18 protein-coding genes are annotated in these 19289 nt (G+C 39.4%); 10 read left to right on the top strand and 8 right to left on the bottom strand.

All coding sequences use genetic code 11. From position 1 onward, the window contains the following. Nucleotides 1-54 precede the first annotated feature (54 nt). Together B9A52_RS09925 and B9A52_RS09930 are read right to left on the bottom strand one after the other, a co-directional pair. On the bottom strand, nucleotides 55-609 hold the full coding sequence (locus B9A52_RS09925; protein WP_084120235.1) for an REP-associated tyrosine transposase: 555 nt from the start codon (nucleotides 607-609) through the stop codon (nucleotides 55-57). Between the two features lie 201 nt (nucleotides 610-810). After that, nucleotides 811-3762 carry a DNA polymerase III subunit alpha gene (locus B9A52_RS09930; protein ID WP_084120237.1) on the bottom strand — a complete coding sequence of 984 codons (2952 nt, stop codon included), beginning with the start codon at nucleotides 3760-3762 and terminating at the stop codon, nucleotides 811-813. 380 nt (nucleotides 3763-4142) lie between these two features. Here B9A52_RS09930 and B9A52_RS09935 point away from each other — a divergent pair, with 380 nt between their 5' ends. Beyond that, entirely contained in the window at nucleotides 4143-5054 is a 912-nt protein-coding gene (locus B9A52_RS09935) for a mechanosensitive ion channel family protein (protein WP_084123459.1), read from the top strand. Nucleotides 5055-5198: 144 nt separating this feature from the next. Here B9A52_RS09935 and B9A52_RS09940 read toward each other — a convergent pair whose 3' ends face one another. Further along, nucleotides 5199-5825: a carboxypeptidase-like regulatory domain-containing protein gene (locus tag B9A52_RS09940; RefSeq protein ID WP_394334892.1), complete on the bottom strand. Its 627-nt coding sequence runs from the start codon at nucleotides 5823-5825 to the stop codon at nucleotides 5199-5201. Nucleotides 5826-5985: 160 nt separating this feature from the next. On the opposite strand from B9A52_RS09940, the gene B9A52_RS09945 reads away from it, so the two are divergent. From B9A52_RS09945 to B9A52_RS09965, 4 genes are all read left to right on the top strand, one after another. After that, complete coding sequence (locus B9A52_RS09945) at nucleotides 5986-6369, top strand: ArsR/SmtB family transcription factor (RefSeq protein WP_084120241.1); 384 nt, start codon at nucleotides 5986-5988, stop codon at nucleotides 6367-6369. 7 nt (nucleotides 6370-6376) lie between these two features. Then, nucleotides 6377-7072 (top strand): YjjG family noncanonical pyrimidine nucleotidase, encoded by a 696-nt coding sequence (locus B9A52_RS09950; protein ID WP_084120242.1) that lies wholly within the window; start codon nucleotides 6377-6379, stop codon nucleotides 7070-7072. A 245-nt stretch (nucleotides 7073-7317) separates the two neighbouring features. After that, nucleotides 7318-8952 (top strand): L-glutamate gamma-semialdehyde dehydrogenase, encoded by a 1635-nt coding sequence (gene pruA / locus B9A52_RS09955; RefSeq protein ID WP_084120244.1) that lies wholly within the window; start codon nucleotides 7318-7320, stop codon nucleotides 8950-8952. Nucleotides 8953-9245: 293 nt separating this feature from the next. Then, complete coding sequence (locus tag B9A52_RS09965) at nucleotides 9246-10364, top strand: DUF4221 family protein (protein ID WP_084120248.1); 1119 nt, start codon at nucleotides 9246-9248, stop codon at nucleotides 10362-10364. A gap of 274 nt (nucleotides 10365-10638) precedes the next feature. Here B9A52_RS09965 and ftsY read toward each other — a convergent pair whose 3' ends face one another. The 5 genes from ftsY to B9A52_RS25855 all read right to left on the bottom strand — a co-directional run bounded on the left by ftsY (nucleotide 10639) and on the right by B9A52_RS25855 (nucleotide 13024). Continuing rightward, nucleotides 10639-11595, bottom strand: coding sequence for a signal recognition particle-docking protein FtsY (ftsY, locus tag B9A52_RS09970; protein ID WP_084120249.1), 957 nt, complete (start codon nucleotides 11593-11595; stop codon nucleotides 10639-10641). A gap of 90 nt (nucleotides 11596-11685) precedes the next feature. Next, the gene (locus B9A52_RS09975; protein WP_084120250.1) at nucleotides 11686-11838 is read right to left on the bottom strand and encodes a DUF4295 domain-containing protein; all 153 of its coding nucleotides are present in this window, start codon (nucleotides 11836-11838) and stop codon (nucleotides 11686-11688) included. A gap of 40 nt (nucleotides 11839-11878) precedes the next feature. Beyond that, nucleotides 11879-12061, bottom strand: coding sequence for a 50S ribosomal protein L33 (gene rpmG / locus B9A52_RS09980; RefSeq protein ID WP_084120252.1), 183 nt, complete (start codon nucleotides 12059-12061; stop codon nucleotides 11879-11881). Between the two features lie 32 nt (nucleotides 12062-12093). After that, complete coding sequence (rpmB, locus tag B9A52_RS09985; protein ID WP_084120253.1) at nucleotides 12094-12336, bottom strand: 50S ribosomal protein L28; 243 nt, start codon at nucleotides 12334-12336, stop codon at nucleotides 12094-12096. A gap of 526 nt (nucleotides 12337-12862) precedes the next feature. Beyond that, a complete protein-coding gene (locus B9A52_RS25855; protein WP_172805193.1) occupies nucleotides 12863-13024 on the bottom strand; it encodes a DUF5522 domain-containing protein in 162 nt (53 codons plus the stop codon). A 90-nt stretch (nucleotides 13025-13114) separates the two neighbouring features. On the opposite strand from B9A52_RS25855, the gene rocD reads away from it, so the two are divergent. From rocD to hemB, 5 genes are all read left to right on the top strand, one after another. Then, nucleotides 13115-14389, top strand: coding sequence for an ornithine--oxo-acid transaminase (gene rocD, locus B9A52_RS09990; RefSeq protein ID WP_084120255.1), 1275 nt, complete (start codon nucleotides 13115-13117; stop codon nucleotides 14387-14389). Between the two features lie 271 nt (nucleotides 14390-14660). Next, a complete protein-coding gene (locus B9A52_RS09995; protein WP_084120256.1) occupies nucleotides 14661-15314 on the top strand; it encodes an HAD family hydrolase in 654 nt (217 codons plus the stop codon). A 420-nt stretch (nucleotides 15315-15734) separates the two neighbouring features. Further along, on the top strand, nucleotides 15735-16943 hold the full coding sequence (locus B9A52_RS10000) for a porin (RefSeq protein ID WP_084120258.1): 1209 nt from the start codon (nucleotides 15735-15737) through the stop codon (nucleotides 16941-16943). A 273-nt stretch (nucleotides 16944-17216) separates the two neighbouring features. Next, nucleotides 17217-17765 (top strand): TlpA family protein disulfide reductase, encoded by a 549-nt coding sequence (locus tag B9A52_RS10005; RefSeq protein WP_084120260.1) that lies wholly within the window; start codon nucleotides 17217-17219, stop codon nucleotides 17763-17765. Between the two features lie 66 nt (nucleotides 17766-17831). Then, complete coding sequence (hemB, locus tag B9A52_RS10010) at nucleotides 17832-18800, top strand: porphobilinogen synthase (RefSeq protein ID WP_084120261.1); 969 nt, start codon at nucleotides 17832-17834, stop codon at nucleotides 18798-18800. Nucleotides 18801-19289 lie beyond the last annotated feature (489 nt).

The following is a 19289-nucleotide window of genomic DNA, read 5'->3' on the forward strand; positions in this document are numbered from 1 at the left end:
TTGTAAATACAGTCTGAAGACTGTAATTATTCTAGTCCAAGACAAAGTCTTGAACTACTCCACCAAAATCACCTCCACCAATTTATCCGGCAACCCTGCATAATTCGCAGCACTGCTGTAGAGGTATTCTTCAGGAGACAGCACGATACCGGCTTCCACAGGATTTTGATGGATGTAATTCAGACATCGGGAGAGCTTATCATTGGTATTTAATTCAATGGGATGGCTATGCTGCTGCCAAACCTGATAATTTTGGTTGTTGGGATTAAATCTTCCTGCTTTTCCAAAATGCCAGAGTAAAAAATCTTTCCTACTTTCTTTAGGATTCATCTGAATTTCTTCAATTATCTTGACAGAAGTGAATTTCTTAATGTCTCTGATAATCCCCTCCATGGGATGCTCCCCATTTCTGCCCACTATAAAATGTGCATGACTGGACATGATGCAATAAGCGCATAGATCTAAACCCTTATTTTTCTGACAATATCTGATAGAGTCTAACAATATGTCTCTATATATCCTTCTGGTGAACAAATCAATCCATTCAATGATGGAGAAGGTGACAAAGTAGAGCTTGTCCTGGTCTCTGATTTTGTATTTTCGACTCATGGCAAAAAAGTTTTGATTGAAAAGTTTAGTTGAATTTAAGGTTTTGGGTTGACTTTGGCAATAGGTGGTTGGTTAAATTTGTAATCACTGGTTAAAGTCTTTGACTTGGACCAAAAACATCACAGTCTGAAGACTGTGGAAAATGCAGTCTGAAGACTGCCAGTATAAAGGTCCAAGTCTGAAGACTTGAACCAACCCATCTCAGCCCTCCCCTGCATTCCAATATTCCATCCTCTCGCAGCTACTGACTTCAACACTATAGAAGTCAAACTCCTGCGTGATCTTGCCTTTGATCAGGTAGATGCCGCGGCCTTTGAAGGGGTGTTTTTTGACTACCGGAGGAAAATGCACGGTATCTATCCAGTCTCCTTCCCTATCGATAAAAGTACCGAAGTTCATCACATCACCCTTTACCGTCCTGGTGTACTTGATCGTGACGAGGTAACCGATGATCTGTACAGTTTTTCCCAAATACTGTCTCAGTTCCTTCGCCTTGATACTGGGTATAGTCTGGTCTTTGACGAGGTGAAATGGGGAATCCAAGGGAAACTCCAGAATATCTATCTGATCCACAATCTCCTGCCTTACGTCAGACTCTTCCAGTTCGGGTACTTTCAGCTCCCGGAAACCGGCCTGCCGGAAAAGTTCATTGCCTGTGGCCACTGCCTTCCGCTTATTGAGAATAAAATGTGCTTCCCAAAGCAGTTCCTGCTTACTCTTTCCCGTAAAGCGGAAACAAGCGATACGGATCAGGATCAGCACCTGCTCCAAACTGATGTCCACCCTGGCGATAAAGTCGGACAAACCCGCAAATAAGCCATTGACTCTACGCTCGCTCAGGATTTTTTCAGTAGTCGCCTTCTCCAAATACTTCAAGTGGATAAAACCCAGATATACGGTCTTGCCTTTGATATTGGTCAGGTAGTCGCTCTCATTGATATGGGGAGCCTGGATATCGGCCCCGTTCATGCGGAGTTCATGGACATAGAATTCGGTATGGTAAAAGCCCCCGAAGTTGTTGATCACTCCGACCATAAACTCCAATGGAAAATAGGCTTTGAGGTACAGACTCTGATAACTCTCTACTGCAAAGGAAGCCGAGTGTCCCTTGGCAAAGGAATAGCCCGCAAAACTCTCAATCTGATGCCATACTTCTGCTGTGATCCGGGGGTCACGTCCCAGTCTATTACAGTTTGCAAAAAACTGGTCTTTTACCCTTTGAAATTCATCTTTGGAGCGGGATTTCCCACTCATACCGCGTCGGAGTACATCTGCTTCGCTCAGCGAAAGTTCGGCAAAGTAATGGGCCACTTTGATCACGTCTTCCTGATAGACCATGATGCCGTAGGTTTCAGGCATGATATCCATCATCACAGGATGAGCCTGCTTGCGCCTTTCCGGATCCACATGCCTCAGGATATATTCCCGCATCATCCCCGAGCGGGCTACACCGGGACGGATGATAGAACTGGCTGCTACCAGCTCCAAATATTCATCTGCCTTCATCTTGGCCAGCAGCATCCGCATGGCAGGTGACTCCACATAAAAAGCGCCTATGGTATGTCCTTCGCGTAAATGTTCCTTGATTTTGGGATCTTTCTTGAACTTTTCCACCTGTCGGATATCCACTTTCACCCCCTGGTTTTGGTAGATGATCTCAATGGCGGTTTTGATATGACCAAGACCACGCTGAGAAAGGATATCAAATTTATGCAGACCGATCTCCTCTGCTGTATGCATATCGATATGTGCCAGAGGAAATCCTTTGGGAGGCATTTCTGTGGAAGTATAGTAGTGGATGGGTTTGTGGGAAATCAGCACCCCACATGCATGGATAGTCAGGTGGGAAGGCATGCCGTGAAGTACCTGACTGTATTTGAGAATCAGCTTCCCATACTGGTCAGGAACATAGTCTGACTTACCGACATGAAAGATCAGGGACTCAATTTCGGTTTTGGGAAGGCCAAAAACTTTACCGAGTTCGCGAAGCATAGAGTTAGACTGAAAGGTACTGTAAGATCCTAAGAGAGCGACATGCTCCTGCTCCCCTTTGTTGTATTTCCCAAAAATATACTTGACTACCTCGTCCCTGTCCGTCCAACTGAAGTCAATATCAAAATCCGGAGGATTCTCTCTGTATAAGTTGATAAAGCGCTCAAAGTACAGGTCCAGCTCAATCGGATCCACATCGGTGATGTAGAGGCAGTAGGCGACAATACTGTTGGCCCCGCTGCCGCGTCCCACATGATAGAAATTTTTGCTATGGGCGTAGTTGACTATATCATAATTGATGAGAAAATAAGAGACAAAGCCTTTTTGTTGGATAAGCTCCAGTTCTTTCTCTATTCTTGTGCTGATCTCTGCCGAAAGGTCCGGATAGCGGTTGAGGGCACCCTTGAAGGTTTCCTGTCTGAGGTAATCGTAATCCTCCCAATCGGAGCCCAGGATATCCCGCTTGTTTTTGACAGCCTGGAAATAGAAAGAAAACTGACAGGCTTCCAAGAGTTTTTGAGCATTGTACAACAGGTAACTATGCCCCTCACAGCGGGCGACCATGTCCGCATAGCTGTACAGCATATCACTGATTTCTCCCTGTTCTTCCACTTCAAGTTTGCTGAGCAGTGTATTTCCATCAATGGCCCGCAGCAAACGGTGGGCATTGAATTCCAGTTTGGAGGAAAAGGATGCGGGCTGTAACAATACCAGTTTGTCCTTATACCTGAACCAAGGGGACTTGACGATTCGGTTAAGCTGATAGGGATGTACACCAATGAGCTCATTTTCACGGAGGGCAAAAAACTTAGGAGGCAAAGGGTAGATGATAAAGCTATTCTGGAATGCCGGAGCTCTGTCCCCAAAAGGAATCCCCTTGATGCGGTAGCTTGAGAGATGTCGGTTGAGTTCATAAAAACCTTCCTGATTTTTGGCCAGGCCGATATATTGTTGTTTGACCCCATTGCGGAAGTCTATGCCGATGACGGGGTGTATTCCATTCTTCTGTGCTTCACGGATAAAGGGAAATACTCCTGCCACCGAATTGATGTCAGTCAGGGCAAGGGAATCGAGTTTTTTACCCTTAGCTTCGGCGACCAGAGCTTCCACGGACATGGTGCCGTATTTGAAACTGTAAAAGGAATGGCAGTTGATGAACATAAGTACTTTGTGATATAAGCTAAAGCGATATATGCCTTCGGCGATATTTGTAATTCGTGATATAAATGATATTGGCTTGGCGATATGGAGGATATTTAAGCCTATCGTGAAATAACTGATCTGATATTGGATCAGCCAGCGTTAAGATTGAGGGTTTTATATCTATCTATATCGTCCCACAAGTGGGATATATGTGGCAAGGCATTTAATATAAATGTTAAATATATTAACATTTATATGTTTATAATTTAAACAAAATTAATCTTCCTTGTCAAGTCTGTTCAGATAATTGTCAATAAAAGTGACATTGAGTATAAAGAATGGCTTCAAATTTGAAATTGAGATAAAGTACCCTTAGATTGGAAAATATTTTTATTGATATGGAAAGCTGGATTGAATACCTCAATGATATAGTCGAGTACGAAGTCAGATGGAATATTTATAAAACCGTCCTGATTATTTTGATTTTGTGGCTGATCAAAAAAGGAGCATATAAGCTGATCGGAATCGGCAAAGAAAAGGATCTGAAGCGGGTCTACCATTGGAGGAAAACCATACAGTACAGTATTGCTTTTATTGGCTTGCTTTTGATAGGTAATATTTGGATCAGTAATTTTCAGTCAATCACGACTTTTCTGGGACTCTTATCCGCAGGTATTGCGATTGCGCTCAAAGATATATTTGTCAATATAGCCGGCTGGATTTTTATCTATTGGAAAAAACCATTTGATGTGGGCGATAGAATCCAGATAGGCGAATTTAAAGGTGATGTAGTGGATCTTCGACTGATGCAGTTCAGTATTTTGGAAGTGGGCAATTGGGTGGATGCAGAACAAAGCACAGGAAGGATTGTCCATGTACCAAATGGTAAGGTTTTTATGGATGCCCAGGCCAACTATAGTCAAGGGTTTGATTATATCTGGAACGAGCAGCATATCAATATCAGCTTGGACTCGGATTATAAAAAAGCACAGGTCCTTTTAAAGGAATTGTTGAATGATATGTTTAAACCTGATTTCAAGAGTATTGAAATTGCTCTAAGGCGGGCTCAAAAGGAACATTTTATTTCTTTTAGTCAATTTACACCGACTGTTTATGCAAAGATTCATGAAAGGGGCATACAGCTATCATTGAGATACCTCTGTAATCCAAGAAAGCGACGGGTCTTTGAACATAAAGTAACCGAAGCTATCCTGGACACTTTCAAGGGTGAAAAAGATATCAGAATTGTTTATCCTATTACTTCCATATACTTGGAAAAAGGGATGGGGGAAGGAAATACAAAAGCTTAATTAGGATTTAAGATTACCTATGGCCTGTTTAATTTTTTTCTTAGGATTAAGTCACCATATTCCAGATTAAGAATAATTTTAAACACAAAAAAACTGCGCATTGGCGCAGTTTATAAAGTATTGTATTTCAAAAGAATAGACGGTTTAATCGCGCTTTTTCAAATCACCCCTCTTGATTGACTGAATGAATTTTGACCAGGCAAATGGATCCACAAGAGTAAATGGTCTAGGCCCATATCGGTCCTGTATCTGCATAATCTGTCCCTGTTGAAAATAACGCATATTTTCATTGCCGGAAGCAGGCATTCCTTCTGCCCATCTTAGCAATGTTTCAGGACTCATATTTCCTCTTGAATCTATAGTCATTGGAGCTTCATAATTCATGGCCAATACGGCCCTCTTGAATTCTTCTTCCGTTGGGTAGGGCATGACTTCAATTTCTGCCAAAGCAATTTCATCCACCTGCATGGTAAGGATAAGACTGATTCTGTCTTCCTCTACATTTTCCGGCACATTAAATACCTGCCTTTCCAATCCAATAAAACTAAAAACCACACTGTCTCCTTCCAAAACCGGTAGAGAGAAATAACCATATCGCCCACTGCTAGTGCCACGACCTTTCTTGGGAACGTAAACATTGACCCCGGGAACGGCATCAGTACTGTCAGCATTCAGAATAATACCCGAAAGTTGGATGACTTTTCTTTCTTTTTGATCCTGGGCAAATGAATCCTGAATTCCGAAGAAGAAAAGTCCGAAAAATGATATCAGGGCTATATGTGATAAATTTATTTTCAAAGCGACTCTTTTAATAATTAATGAAAATTAATCTGATTGAGTTCAGATCAGATTTTTAATTTGGGTATAATATTAGCCTATTTTGGTATCATTTGCTTAATTTCAAAGCAGATTTATTCGTTAAAAATTACAAATGCGACTTAAAAATATCAGTTTGAGCTATGGGATGAGGATTTTCAAAGCTTTATCAGAAGAGCCTAGGGTCAGAATTCTCCACTTGTTGCAACAAAATAAAGAGCTTTCAATTTCAGACTTGGAACATATTTTGGATTTTACCCAGACCAAAACAAGCAGACATCTCATTTATCTCAAAAATTCAGGATTGTTGGGGAGTCGCAGGGTGGACCAATGGATTTTTTATTATATTCTCGAGGAGGCACAGGAAATCATTCAGCAGATTTTTAAGTTTATTCAGAAGGATGCCAACCTTATCAAGGATCAGGAAGTTTACCAGATACTCCATTCCAATAGGGAGCTTGCCATCAATAAAATACAGAATAATCCCTACCGAAAATAATTTCACCTTGAAAACATACCAACACCTCTTCTTCGACCTGGACCATACCCTTTGGGATTATGATAAAAACGTGCAGGAATCACTTTCCGAACTTTTTGAAATTTTCCAACTTCAAAATTTCGGGATCTTGGATTTTAAAACATTTTTGGATGCATTTTACCAGGTCAATTTTAAATTATGGGCTATGTATGATGTGGGTAAACTTGATAAAATCAGGCTAAGAGAAGTCCGATTTAAACTCATTTTCGAAAAAGCCGGAGCTAGGGATAATGCTGTCCCCAAAGAAATGGAAGATGACTTTATGCATAGGACATCTTCCAAGCCACATTTGCTCCCCTATTCCAAAGAGATTTTGGACTATCTCAGGCCCAATTATCGGATGCATATCATCACCAATGGTTTCAACGAAAGTCAGGCCCTGAAGATGAAATCTTCCGGGCTTACTCCCTACTTTGATTTTGTAGTTACTTCCGAGACAACGGGACATAAAAAACCCGATCCCCGGATTTTCAAATATCTTTTGGACAAATTATCCGTGAATGCCACGGATTGCATTATGATAGGCGACAATCCTAATTCTGATATTCTGGGTGCTATCAGATCCAATATAGATCAGGTTTTTTTTGACCCACATGAAAAAGGAATAGACCATAAGCCTACCCATACCATTAGGCATTTAAAGGAACTGGAAGGGATTTTTTGATATTTAAGACAAAAGACAAAAGACATGAGATTTGAGACTGGGTTTTATCTAAACCTTGTAGGTATGTTTTAATTGGGAGGTTAAGGGTTCGTTAGGATCTTCTTTGCAAACTTTTTTCCTTACAATCTTTCTACTTAATAAAATTCCCAATTCCTTACTTTCACATCCCAAATCTATTTCTGGCAGGTTTTCCCAATGGGATGCCTTATATTTGGGGTATCAGAAACTTATAAACTCAAATAAATATGCTTAAAGGATTTTTCAATATTCCGGAACCGATCAATGAACCGGTAAAAAGTTACGCCCCAGGTTCACCGGAGAGGTCTGAGCTTCAGGCAATGTTAAAAGAATTCAGGGCACAGCAAGTCGATGTACCTATGTATATCGGGAGTGAAGAAGTGAGAACGGGCAACAAAAAGCCCATGAACCCGCCACATGACCACCAACATCTTTTGGGTCATTTCCATGAAGGAGATGCCTCCCATGTGGAGCAGGCAATCAATTCAGCCATGGGTGCAAAGCACGCTTGGGAATCAATGGAATGGGAACAAAGGGCTGCTATTTTCCTGAAAGCCGCAGACTTGTTGGCGGGTCCTTACCGGGCAAAGATCAATGCAGCTACCATGTTGGGGCAATCCAAAAATGCTTTTCAGGCTGAAATTGATGCTGCCTGTGAATTCATTGACTTTTTGCGCTTCAATGTAAAATATATGGTGGAAATCTATTCCCAACAGCCTCCTGTTTCTGGAAATGGCGTTTGGAACAGAGTGGAGCAAAGGCCATTGGAAGGTTTCGTATTTGCCTTGACTCCTTTCAATTTTACTGCTATTGCAGGTAACCTGCCTACTTCCGCTGCCTTGATGGGAAATACGGTGGTTTGGAAGCCTGCCCATACTCAGATCTATTCTGCCAATATATTGATGCAGGTTTTCAAAGAAGCCGGTGTACCGGATGGTGTGATCAACCTGATTTATGTAGATGGACCCACCACTGGAAAAATTATTTTCAACCATCCTGATTTTGCAGGAATCCATTTCACAGGTTCTACAGGTGTTTTCCAACATATCTGGAAAACAATCGGTGAGAATATTTTCAAATACAAGTCTTATCCGAGGATTGTAGGTGAGACGGGTGGAAAAGATTTTGTGATTGCCCATAAATCAGCCAATCCAAAAGCTGTTGCTGTGGGTCTTTCTAGAGGAGCTTTTGAATATCAAGGTCAAAAGTGTTCTGCAGCGTCAAGGGCTTATATCCCCTCCAATATGTGGGCTGAGGTCAAAAAATATCTGTTGGAAGATCTGGCTTCCATGAAAATGGGCCCGACGGAGGATTTTACCAATTTTATCAATGCAGTGATTGATGAAAAAGCTTTTGATAAAATCTCCAATTATATCTCTGAAGCTAAGAAAGCAGATGGAGTGGAAATCATTTCCGGCGGAAATTTTGACAAATCCAAAGGTTACTTTATCGAACCAACAGTCATTGTAACTCAAGACCCCATGTACACTACGATGTGTGAGGAGATTTTTGGTCCTGTTTTGACGATATATGTGTATCAAGCTGAGCATTTTGAAGAAGCGTTGGAATTGGTAGATCAGACTTCCCCTTATGCTTTGACGGGCGCAGTATTCTCCCAAGATCGCTATGCCATAGAATTGGCTACCAAGAAACTGAGAAATGCGGCTGGTAACTTCTATATCAATGACAAGCCGACAGGTGCAGTAGTAGGGCAGCAGCCATTTGGTGGTGCTAGGGCATCAGGTACCAATGACAAGGCCGGATCCATGATCAACTTACTCCGATGGGTATCTCCAAGGACGATTAAGGAAACATTTGTATCGCCTGTGGATTATAGGTATCCGTTTTTGGGAGAGGATTGAGGAGAGAGTTTATTCAGAAGCGAGAAGCGAGAGCCGAGAAGTTAGACTTAAGACACAAGAAGCAAGAACCAAGAGCTAAAGCTTTCCCCGAATATCGGGAAATCAAAAACCAAGTGACCTTTGGGGTTTATAAAACCTCAAAGGTCTTTTTTTGGATTTATAAACCATTGAAGCTTTAAAATCGGGAAATCAAGAAATAAATTTTATTCAAGTCCTAAATAATATTTTTCCGGAAGATATTTTTTGCAGCTGCATTATTTACATGTACTTTTAGTTTTGAAAAATTCAATTCTATGAAAAAGGTTGACCTGAGAAATTTAGGATTTTTTCTAGCGGTAATTGGGATTTCTTTTTCCTGTTCTCCAAGAATCCCCAAATCTCCTGAATTTTTCACCGGTGATTTGCATGAATATATTGTGGATACCATTTATCTGGAAAAGGATACAAAGACCAAAATTCTCCCATCTGATTTGACTTATTTTGAAATTGATGGAGAGGAGTTTTTATATGCTTTTGTCAATTACAGACTTTTGAAATATAGTTTTCCTGGAGGTGAACTATTAGCTGTACAGGAATTTGAAAAAGAAGGTCCTGATGGGATTGGAACTTGGATAGCTGGAAGTTTGATTACGGAAGACGGTTTGTTTTTTATTTCTGACAACAAAGAGATTGTACGGACTGATTTTAAAGGAAAGGTTATTGACAGGAACGAGTTACCCTTGATAGAAGAAGATAGGTTAAGTGCAAATTTCAATACGATGAATGGTAATTCTATGACCTGGATAAGTTCCGGGAAAAAGCTGATCGTCTTGGATGTACCTTTTGTCTTAATGGAACAGAAACTTTCTTATGAGGACTGGGTTTGGGTTTTTGATTTTGACACCGGTGTGAAAAGTACAATTTCATTTTCATATCCTGAAAAGTACCAGGCTTTTTTGGGTGATCCTGAATTGGGTGTTTATTCCCATAAATATGTTTCAGGAAAGCATTTGATCAGTTTTCCTGCAACAGACTCTTTATTGGTTTTGGAAGGAGAAAAGGAATTTTGGGTAGATGGGAAAAGTTCCAAACAATTGATGTTTGAAAAAGGCAAGGTTGAACCACAAGGGGAATGGATGGTGTTTCTCCCGAATCTTAATTCAAGTCGGTACAAATGGTTGCTATATGATCCCTACCGGAAAATCATATTGCGTCACCTAGTTATAGGTGCGGAAGAAAGAAATGATTTGAAGTTGGAAAAAAACAGTTTTATTATTTTGGATGAGCAATTGAGTAAAAAGGGGGAGTTGTTTTTCACCAATGAGATGTTTTCAGGATTTGGGTTTTTTACACCACAGGGGCTTTATCTCAAATTAGTCCCCCAGCAAAGTGATGATTATGAGGGATATGTAAGGATTCTCCTTGATCTTTGAGTTGATTTGACCTTTGGGGTTTTCAAAACCCCGAAGGTCTTTTCATCACAGATTGGAAGACCTCAAATGTTATGCTTATTTCCACATAGAAGCATAGAGCAACTAGCTTCACAAATAACACTCCCCCAAGAGCTATGTGATCTACATGGACTATGTCGTAAAAAAATCAGGGCTTATGGGGGTAAGGTCGCACTATCCCTTATTTTTACGCTATTTTGATCGGGCTTTGTTTGGAAAAAAAAACTTCTAGGTCAGAAAAAGACATCAAAGGTTATCACTTCTTTTTAAACAATGAATCCACAAATTCCTTCCTGTTGAATACTTGCAGGTCAGTCATTTTCTCGCCGACTCCGATGTATTTTACGGGGATTTTGAATTGGTCGGAAATTCCGATGACTACGCCACCTTTGGCAGTGCCGTCCAGTTTGGTGATGGCCAAGGCTGTGATATCGGTAGCTTTAGTGAATTCCTGAGCCTGTATAAATGCATTCTGTCCGGTTGAACCGTCAAGGACCAATAAGATTTCATGGGGTGCATCATCAATGAATTTCTGCATGACCCTTTTGATTTTGGTCAGTTCATTCATCAGGTTGACTTTGGTATGCAATCGGCCTGCTGTATCGACTATGACCACATCAGCACCTGTATCCACCCCCTGTTTTACAGCATCAAAAGCCACTGATGCAGGGTCAGTATTCATCCCATGAGACACGACAGGTACGCCGACTCTTTCACCCCAAAGAATCAATTGATCGACAGCCGCAGCACGAAAAGTATCCGCCGCTCCCAATATGACAGATTTTCCGGCACCTTTAAATTGGTGGGCCAATTTTCCGATAGTGGTTGTTTTTCCTACACCATTGACCCCTACTACCATGATCACATATGGTTTTTTGTCAGCGGGCAGATCAAAATCAGAAAGGTCTGCACTTTTATTTTCTTCCATCAAGCCCATGATTTCTTCCCTTAGGATGACATCAAGTTCTGCTGTATTCAGATATTTGTCCTTGGCTACCCGGTCTTCAATTCTTCGGATGATTTTGATGGTCGTTTGCACACCTACATCTGAGGTGATCAGGATTTCTTCCAATTCATCCAAGACTTCCTCATCAACCTTGGATTTGCCGACTACAGCTTTGCTGAGTTTGGAAAAAATATTTTCGCTGGACTTTTGAAGTCCCTGATCAAGACTTTCTTTTTTGTCTTTGGTAAAAAAACCGAAAATTCCCATATCTATACAATTTTAGAATCCGAATATAATGAAAAAGTCCCTCCAAGACTTTGCTTGCAGGGACATTTACTTGCAAATGATTGCAATGAATTATTTCTTCAAAGTATCCTGAACCATTGCGGCCGGAACCATTTCTTCTTTGAAGGTATATGCACCGGTCTTATCAGACTTTACAGCTCTGATCACCTTAGCGTAAGTTACGCCACCTTCTTTTTTCAGGGTTGCTACTACTTTCTTAGCCATATTATTGAGATTTTATAGGTTGCTTTAGCAAAGACCTAAATTATTTAATTTCTTTATGTACCGTCATTTTCTTCAAAATTGGGTTGAATTTCTTCAATTCCAATCTCTCGGTAGTGTTTTTACGGTTTTTGGTAGTGATGTACCTTGATGTACCTGGAAGACCTGTAGCTTTATGCTCCGTACATTCCATAATCACTTGAACTCTGTTACCTTTCTTAGCCATCGCTCTGTATATTTATAGGGTAAACCTGATGATTATCTAATTACAATGAATCCTTTGTCCTGAGCTTCTTTCAATACAGCAGTGATGCCTTTTTTATTGATAGTTCTTAGGGCTTTGGTACAAACTTTCAACGTGATCCAAGCATCCTCTTCAGGAACATAGAAGCTTTTTTTGTGCAAGTTTGGATAAAACTTACGCTTGGTCTTGTTGTTCGCGTGCGATACATTATTTCCTACTTGAGGCCTTTTACCGGTAATGTCACAAACTTTTGCCATGATATATGATCGTATTATTAAAGACGTTTTTCCAATTGAGTTTGCAAATATCGGACTTTTACCTGAATTACCAAGGGCAGGTTTCAAAAATATTCCTGAAAGTTTTTCAATGTAAGACATGAGATGTGAGACTTGAGACACAAGATAAGATATTTAAGACCTTTGAAACGAGCGATAAAGGTAAAGTTTGTACCAAGTACATTGAACCAAGTACCAAGAATTGACAAATTTGGAGCTTGATGATTTTGAACTGTAAAAAGTGTTTAAGCCTATATAGGACTTCTCTATGTCACTTCTACGGCAGGAGAGGGCTGTAACCTTTAAGGTTGTATAGATTTCTTCTTTCTTTCGAAAAGACAAAAAAGAAACCTGTTCCCTTTAGTATCAATAATTATGATCAATAGTGGATGTAAACTTTGCCTTGTCACTTCGACGTTAGGGCTTGTCCGCCGTGGCGGAAGAAGTCTAATACCCTTAATCTGAGCATAAGATTTCTCTCTAAGTTCGAAATGGCAAAAAGGACAACTCAATCCTTCTCCTTATAAGGACAATGCTTGCAACCACTTTCGCAACAATACCCCCTCCTTAAATGGTATTGGGCAGTGAATACCATAAGACCATTATCATTGATGTAGTAGTCGCCTGGGATGAGTGACATTGGTGCTGTTGTCTTCTTTTTTGAATTCATTCTTTTATCCTAAAGGCATTTACTATATTTGCCGAAAATGAATTATACAGTAAAATAGGTTCTATACAGGGCAACGAAATTACAAATTTTATGATAGAAACAATAAACTCAAGTAAGCAGGCGATTGCGCTGGAAGATAAGTATGGAGCTCATAATTATCATCCTTTACCGGTTGTGTTGTCAAAAGGTGAAGGTGTTTTCCTTTGGGATGTGGAGGGGAAGAAGTATTATGACTTTCTTTCTGCCTATTCTGCTGTCAACCAAGGTCATTGCCATCCAAGAATAAAAAACGCATTGGTCGAGCAAGCCGGGACATTGACACTGACTTCAAGAGCGTTTCATAATGATGTATTAGGACCATTTGAAAAATATATTACTGAGTATTTCGGTTTTGACAAAGTATTGCCGATGAATACAGGGGCGGAAGGTGTGGAGACCGCCATCAAGATAGCAAGGAAGTGGGGCTATGAAGTCAAAGGGGTGGATGAAAACAAAGCCACAATTGTAGTGGCCGAGAACAACTTTCACGGAAGGACCTCCACAATTATTTCATTTTCAAGTGATGAAAATGCCAGAAAGAATTTTGGTCCTTACACACCGGGCTTTATCAAAATCCCTTATGATAATATCAAGGCATTGGAGGAAGCATTGGAAGAGGAAAATGTGGTTGCGTTTTTAGTTGAACCCATTCAGGGAGAAGCAGGGGTATATACTCCGGCAGATGATTATTTAAGAAAAGTGTCTGAAGTGTGCAAATCCAAAAATGTTTTGTTTATAGCAGATGAGATTCAGACAGGTATTGCGCGAACAGGTTCATTGTTGGCAGTTTGTGGCAATTGTACCTGTGAGGGCCATTGTGAAAAGCAGGATACCTACACCAAACCGGATATGTTGATATTGGGAAAGGCGATTTCTGGAGGATTTTATCCCGTATCTGCAGTATTGGCAGATGATCATATCATGAACGTAATCAGACCTGGTCAGCATGGGTCGACCTTTGGGGGCAATCCATTGGGGGCAAAGGTGGCGATGACTGCCTTAGAAGTTGTCAGAGATGAGAAGCTAGCCCTGAATGCCAGAAAATTGGGAAAACTCTTCCGGATAAGGATGCAGAAATTGGTGGACACATATAAAATCCTCAAGCTTGTGCGGGGGAAAGGTTTACTTAATGCTGTTGTGGTCAACGATACAGAAAAAGGCTCTACTGCATGGGATATGTGTATAGCACTGAAGGATAATGGACTCTTGGCTAAGCCTACCCATGGCAATATCATCCGCTTTGCCCCACCTTTGGTAATGACTGAGGAGCAATTGCATGAATGCTGTGATATCATTGAGAAAGTGGTGAGGGAGTTTGAAAAGTGATTTCAAGAAATATTTCAGAAATACAATAGATATAAAGTAGAAATATTATTAACAGATATTTATGGATAATGGATATTCATGGATATTTTCTAAGATCGGAACCTGAATGTTTCTAGAAAAACCCTCCATGATATTTGAGATCTTGGAGGGTTTTTCATAATAATTGAACAATATTTAAATAGACAAAAGATGATATACCTGTAGTTTTCGGTAATACAAGTCATGTTTTCTTTTTTCGTTAGCTTTACCAAATCAAAGAACCGATTAAACAATGAAAAAAGCAGTTATTTTCGACATGGATGGTGTCATCTGCCATACTAATCCTTACCATTCTATGGCGTTCAAAGAATTTTTTGCCAAAAGGAATATGTATCCTACGGAAGATGAGTTTGCCCTGCATATGTATGGTAAAAGCAATTCATATATTATGAGTCATTTTTTTGGCAGACCCATTTCCGGAAATGAACTATTGGAACTTGAAGATGAAAAGGAAAGTCTTTTCAGGGACATTTATAAAGATAAAATAAATCCTATAACTGGTTTTTTGGAGTTTTTCCATCAATTGAAAACTAATCAGTTTCTGACCGGTGTGGCTACTTCCGCACCTTATGCCAATCTGGAACTGATAGCTGGAGCTTTGTCTTTATTTGGCCAAATGGAATCTGTGTTGGCGAGCGAGGATGTGACCAAACACAAGCCCGACCCCCAGGTTTATTTGAAGTCATCGGCTAACCTTCAAGTTGAACCAGATTTTTGTGTTGTATTCGAAGATTCCTTTTCCGGAGTAACAGCGGCCAAGAATGCCGGAATGAAGGTGGTCGGAGTTCTATCTTCCCATAGCAAATTGGAATTGCCTCGCTGTGATTTATATATTGAAGATTTCAGAGAGGTGGATGTGGAAAAGGTCTTAGGGTTATTGGATTAAGTTTTTAAATATTCACCATTTAATGCTGCTAGGGACCGTTTTTGGTTCAATTGCCAGAAGCATGAAGTCGGAAGGCTAAAGAATCATTAATATTGGCAATTGACAATTGATTCCGATAGAGGTGAACTGATTTTATCCAATACCAAAAAATCCCCTTTCAAGGGATTTTTTGGTAACAATTTTTTAAGGATTTTTTAACATTGGGTAATTTTTAACAATAAATTAATATTGTTTGGGTTTCTGGAAAACATCTTTATGGACTCAATTTCAATTTTTTTTTCATTGTAGATCTATTTTTCAACAAAATCAGATTCTTTCAGGTAACAATTTGATAACATTAAACTCACTATAAAGAAATATTGGTTTCTCACCTTTGTGGCGCTGTACAATAAGTATTTACTACTTAAATCATCTTCTTAAATGCGGATAAAATTCGCAGGGATCATTATCTTATTGATAATGTTTTTCACGGACGTTTTTGCAAGGGACGTTCCTGAAGACACCCTAAACACTCAAGATACTACACCTGTAGTAAAAAAACCATGGTATGAGACCATTCAATTACGAGGCTATGCTCAGCTGCGTTACAATGGACTATTTGAGACCAATCCTGATTTACAATGTGCCCAATGCGACAGGTCATGGGGTGGGGATGGTGGATTTTCTTTCCGACGAATTCGGATGATTTTCTTTGGGCAGATCCACGAAAGAGTTTATATGTATATTCAACCTGACTTTGCTTCAGGAGGGAGTAATTTTGCTCAGATCAGGGACGCCTATTTTGACCTGGGTTTGGATAAAAAACAGGAATTCAGGTTAAGGATAGGGCAATCAAAGGTTCCCTTTGGATTTGAAAACCTGCAATCCAGTCAAAACAGAATTCCGCTAGATAGAAATGATGGATTGAATTCCGCTGTAGCTAATGAAAGGGATATCGGAGTCATGTTTTATTATGCTCCGACAGAAATCCGAAAAAGGTTTAGCCGTTTGGTTTCGTCCGGTCTAAAAGGATCAGGTGATTATGGAATGTTTGGTTTGGGGCTTTATAACGGTCAGACTGCCAATGCCCCTGAAAAAAACAAATCATTTCATTTGGTTTCAAGAGCGTCTTATCCATGGGAATTGCCCTCAGGTCAGATTATAGAAACATCGTTTCAGGCATACACCGGAAAATTTGTAATCAATAGAAATCCCCAAACTGATTTTGACCAGACAGAATTTGCGGAACACCGGTATGGCCCCTCATTGATTATTTATCCCCAACCATTTGGCCTTCAAGCTGAATTCAATTGGGGCAGAGGCCCTGAATTTAATCCTGAAACCAACTCAGTGGAAGATGCACCATTGCGGGGTGGTTATGTCATGGCCACCTATATGTTGAAATCAAATACTGACATTTTTATTCCATTTACAAGGTACCATTATTACAAGGGAGGTAAGAAACATGAGTTGGATGCTACCAGGCACAGGGTCAATGAACTGGAAATAGGAGTAGAATGGCAACCACATAGAACCTTTGAATTGGTAGCCATGTATACTATCTCTGATAGAACATTTGAAAATTCCCTTAATCCAGACAATCGTCAAAAGGGTAGCCTGCTTAGATTGCAGGCGCAGGTTAATTTCTAGAAATAAAGTTTAGTCTATATATGTCTAAAGCAGGCCAAATTTTGGCCTGTTTTTTTTTAGACCACTCACTTTAATGGTATATAGATTTTCATTTCCTGTTTACACCAATTGATTTATTTTTGAGAAAGTTTTAGTCTTTTTTAGATCCCAGTATACTGTTGCAATTCAATATTTCATCCAAATCAATCAAAAATGGATTTGATATCTTGATTGGCAGAAAATTGGAAATATATTTGCTTACTGCCTTGAATTATTCAAAATCTTGTCAAAATCATGAAAAGCCTGAATTGTTTTTTACTTATACCCCTTTTGTTTTGGCAGGTCCAATTCAGTTCATTTTCACATCAAGAAAATGAGCTGTTCCCTGACTCTGAAGTTGAGAATTTCAGGGATTATCTCAACGTGCTTATTGATAGTGATGATATTTCCCCTTTACTGGAAGATGAAATTTTGGTAATCAATTTATGGGCTACCTGGTGCGGCCCATGTATTCAGGAAATCCCCGAATTGAATGAATTAGTAGATAAATACCATGATCAAAATGTCCGTTTTCTGGCATTTTCTGATGAAAGTAAAGCTGATTTTGAAAAATTCCGGACAAGAAGACCTTCATTTGAATTCAATTTTGAGAAAAGTTTTGAAAATTTTGAAGCGTTGGAAGCTTTGATGAAATTGGACCAAGAATATCAGGGCAGGGCAATACCTTTACATATTTTGGTCATGAAAGACGGTAGTGTCAAAGAAGTTTTTGTCGGAGGATCCAAGTACAATATTCAACGGATTGAAAGTTTTATCAAAAAAGAAATCAAAAGAAAAAGCTGATCTGATTAGGTTCAATAATTTTCCCCCATTTTGGTATAGTATTATCTTTGTAAAAATAAATTAAACATGCTCAGAAGACCCAGAAGAAACAGGAAATCCCAAGTCATCAGGAATATGGTGGAAGAAACGAGGCTTTCTGTCAATGATTTTATATTCCCCATGTTCTTGATTGACGGGATCAACCAAAAAATTGAGGTTGCTTCTATGCCGGGAATTTTCAGGTACTCCCTTGATCTGATGTTGGAAGAAATGGCAGCTTGCATAGATTTGGGCATCATGGGATTTGATATTTTCCCTGCATATCCGGAAAGTAAAAAAGACAAATATGCCACAGAAAGCCATAATCCTGATACTTTTTACCTCAAGGCTATCCATAAAATCAAAAGTACCTTTCCGGAAATAGTGTTGATGACTGATGTAGCTATGGATCCGTATAGTTCAGATGGTCATGATGGTTTGGTGGAAAATGGAAAAATTCTCAATGATGAGACTTTGGAGATTTTGGCAAAGATGGCTTTGGCACAGGCAAGGGCAGGGGCGGATATACTCGGTCCCTCTGACATGATGGATGGTAGAGTTGGTTTTATCCGAAGTATGTTGGATGATCATGGGTTTACCAATGTATCCATTATGTCCTATACTGCGAAGTATGCTTCTGCTTTTTATGGGCCTTTTCGTGATGCATTGGATTCTGCCCCAAAGATGGGAGATAAGAAAACTTATCAAATGGACCCTGCCAATTACAATGAGGCCTTGATAGAAGCCGACTTGGATACAGAAGAAGGCGCAGATTTTTTGATGGTGAAACCTGCTTTGGCTTATTTGGATGTGATAAGGTTGTTAAAAGACAATTCTAACCTTCCTATTGCAGCCTATAATGTCAGTGGTGAGTATTCCATGATCAAAGCTGCTGCCCAAAAAGGCTGGATCGATGGAGAAAGAGCCATGTTGGAATCTTTGTTGAGTATAAAACGAGCAGGAGCCAATGTGATTTTAAGCTATTTCGCAAAAGAGTATGCGAGTTTCGTCAAGTAATTAATATTTTCCTGGAAGAGTAAAAAAATATTCCTCTTTTAGTCAGGAAGGTTTTAAATGAAGACCCTGAAGATGAAATTCTGAGGGTTTTTTATTTTTTTATGCTTTCCCCAAAAATTTTGAGTTTTCATATAAAAATGGTTTGAATACCATCCCAAAATTTGAATTTTATTGATTTACCATTTTAATGGTTCAAAAAATACCCAATTAAGATTTATGATAATGCTTTAATAATTATTTTAGGTTTATTTATATACAAAAAAAACAAAAAATTATGTAAAAAAATTATAAAGTGGTTAAAAAATGACCTAGAAATAAAAAAAAATTAAATTTTTTTATATTTTTTTTTGTAATAAATCGATAATTCCAAGCCTGTTAAAGTTCAATTTTTATGATTTTTCTTTTTTTCAGATTATTATTCTATAAAATTAAATTATAAATCATATTAATTTTATTTATTAATTTTCGGTATCGATTGCGAAAAAAAAT

The sequence above is a fragment of the Aquiflexum balticum DSM 16537 genome (assembly GCF_900176595.1).
GTDB lineage: Bacteria > Bacteroidota > Bacteroidia > Cytophagales > Cyclobacteriaceae > Aquiflexum > Aquiflexum balticum.

Bases quoted from the DNA above. Each gene is read 5' to 3' on its own strand.
- B9A52_RS09965 (WP_084120248.1), top strand. From the start codon at position 9,246: ATGAAAAAGGTTGACCTGAGAAATTTAGGATTTTTTCTAGCGGTAATT.
- B9A52_RS10005 (WP_084120260.1), top strand. From the start codon at position 17,217: ATGAAAAGCCTGAATTGTTTTTTACTTATACCCCTTTTGTTTTGGCAG.
- rocD (WP_084120255.1), top strand. From the start codon at position 13,115: ATGATAGAAACAATAAACTCAAGTAAGCAGGCGATTGCGCTGGAAGAT.
- B9A52_RS09945 (WP_084120241.1), top strand. From the start codon at position 5,986: ATGCGACTTAAAAATATCAGTTTGAGCTATGGGATGAGGATTTTCAAA.
- rpmB (WP_084120253.1), bottom strand. From the start codon at position 12,336: ATGGCAAAAGTTTGTGACATTACCGGTAAAAGGCCTCAAGTAGGAAAT.
- B9A52_RS10000 (WP_084120258.1), top strand. From the start codon at position 15,735: ATGCGGATAAAATTCGCAGGGATCATTATCTTATTGATAATGTTTTTC.
- ftsY (WP_084120249.1), bottom strand. From the start codon at position 11,595: ATGGGAATTTTCGGTTTTTTTACCAAAGACAAAAAAGAAAGTCTTGAT.
- B9A52_RS09975 (WP_084120250.1), bottom strand. From the start codon at position 11,838: ATGGCTAAGAAAGTAGTAGCAACCCTGAAAAAAGAAGGTGGCGTAACT.
- pruA (WP_084120244.1), top strand. From the start codon at position 7,318: ATGCTTAAAGGATTTTTCAATATTCCGGAACCGATCAATGAACCGGTA.
- B9A52_RS09995 (WP_084120256.1), top strand. From the start codon at position 14,661: ATGAAAAAAGCAGTTATTTTCGACATGGATGGTGTCATCTGCCATACT.
- B9A52_RS09925 (WP_084120235.1), bottom strand. From the start codon at position 609: ATGAGTCGAAAATACAAAATCAGAGACCAGGACAAGCTCTACTTTGTC.
- B9A52_RS09930 (WP_084120237.1), bottom strand. From the start codon at position 3,762: ATGTTCATCAACTGCCATTCCTTTTACAGTTTCAAATACGGCACCATG.
- B9A52_RS09935 (WP_084123459.1), top strand. From the start codon at position 4,143: ATGGAAAGCTGGATTGAATACCTCAATGATATAGTCGAGTACGAAGTC.
- rpmG (WP_084120252.1), bottom strand. From the start codon at position 12,061: ATGGCTAAGAAAGGTAACAGAGTTCAAGTGATTATGGAATGTACGGAG.
- hemB (WP_084120261.1), top strand. From the start codon at position 17,832: ATGCTCAGAAGACCCAGAAGAAACAGGAAATCCCAAGTCATCAGGAAT.
- B9A52_RS25855 (WP_172805193.1), bottom strand. From the start codon at position 13,024: ATGAATTCAAAAAAGAAGACAACAGCACCAATGTCACTCATCCCAGGC.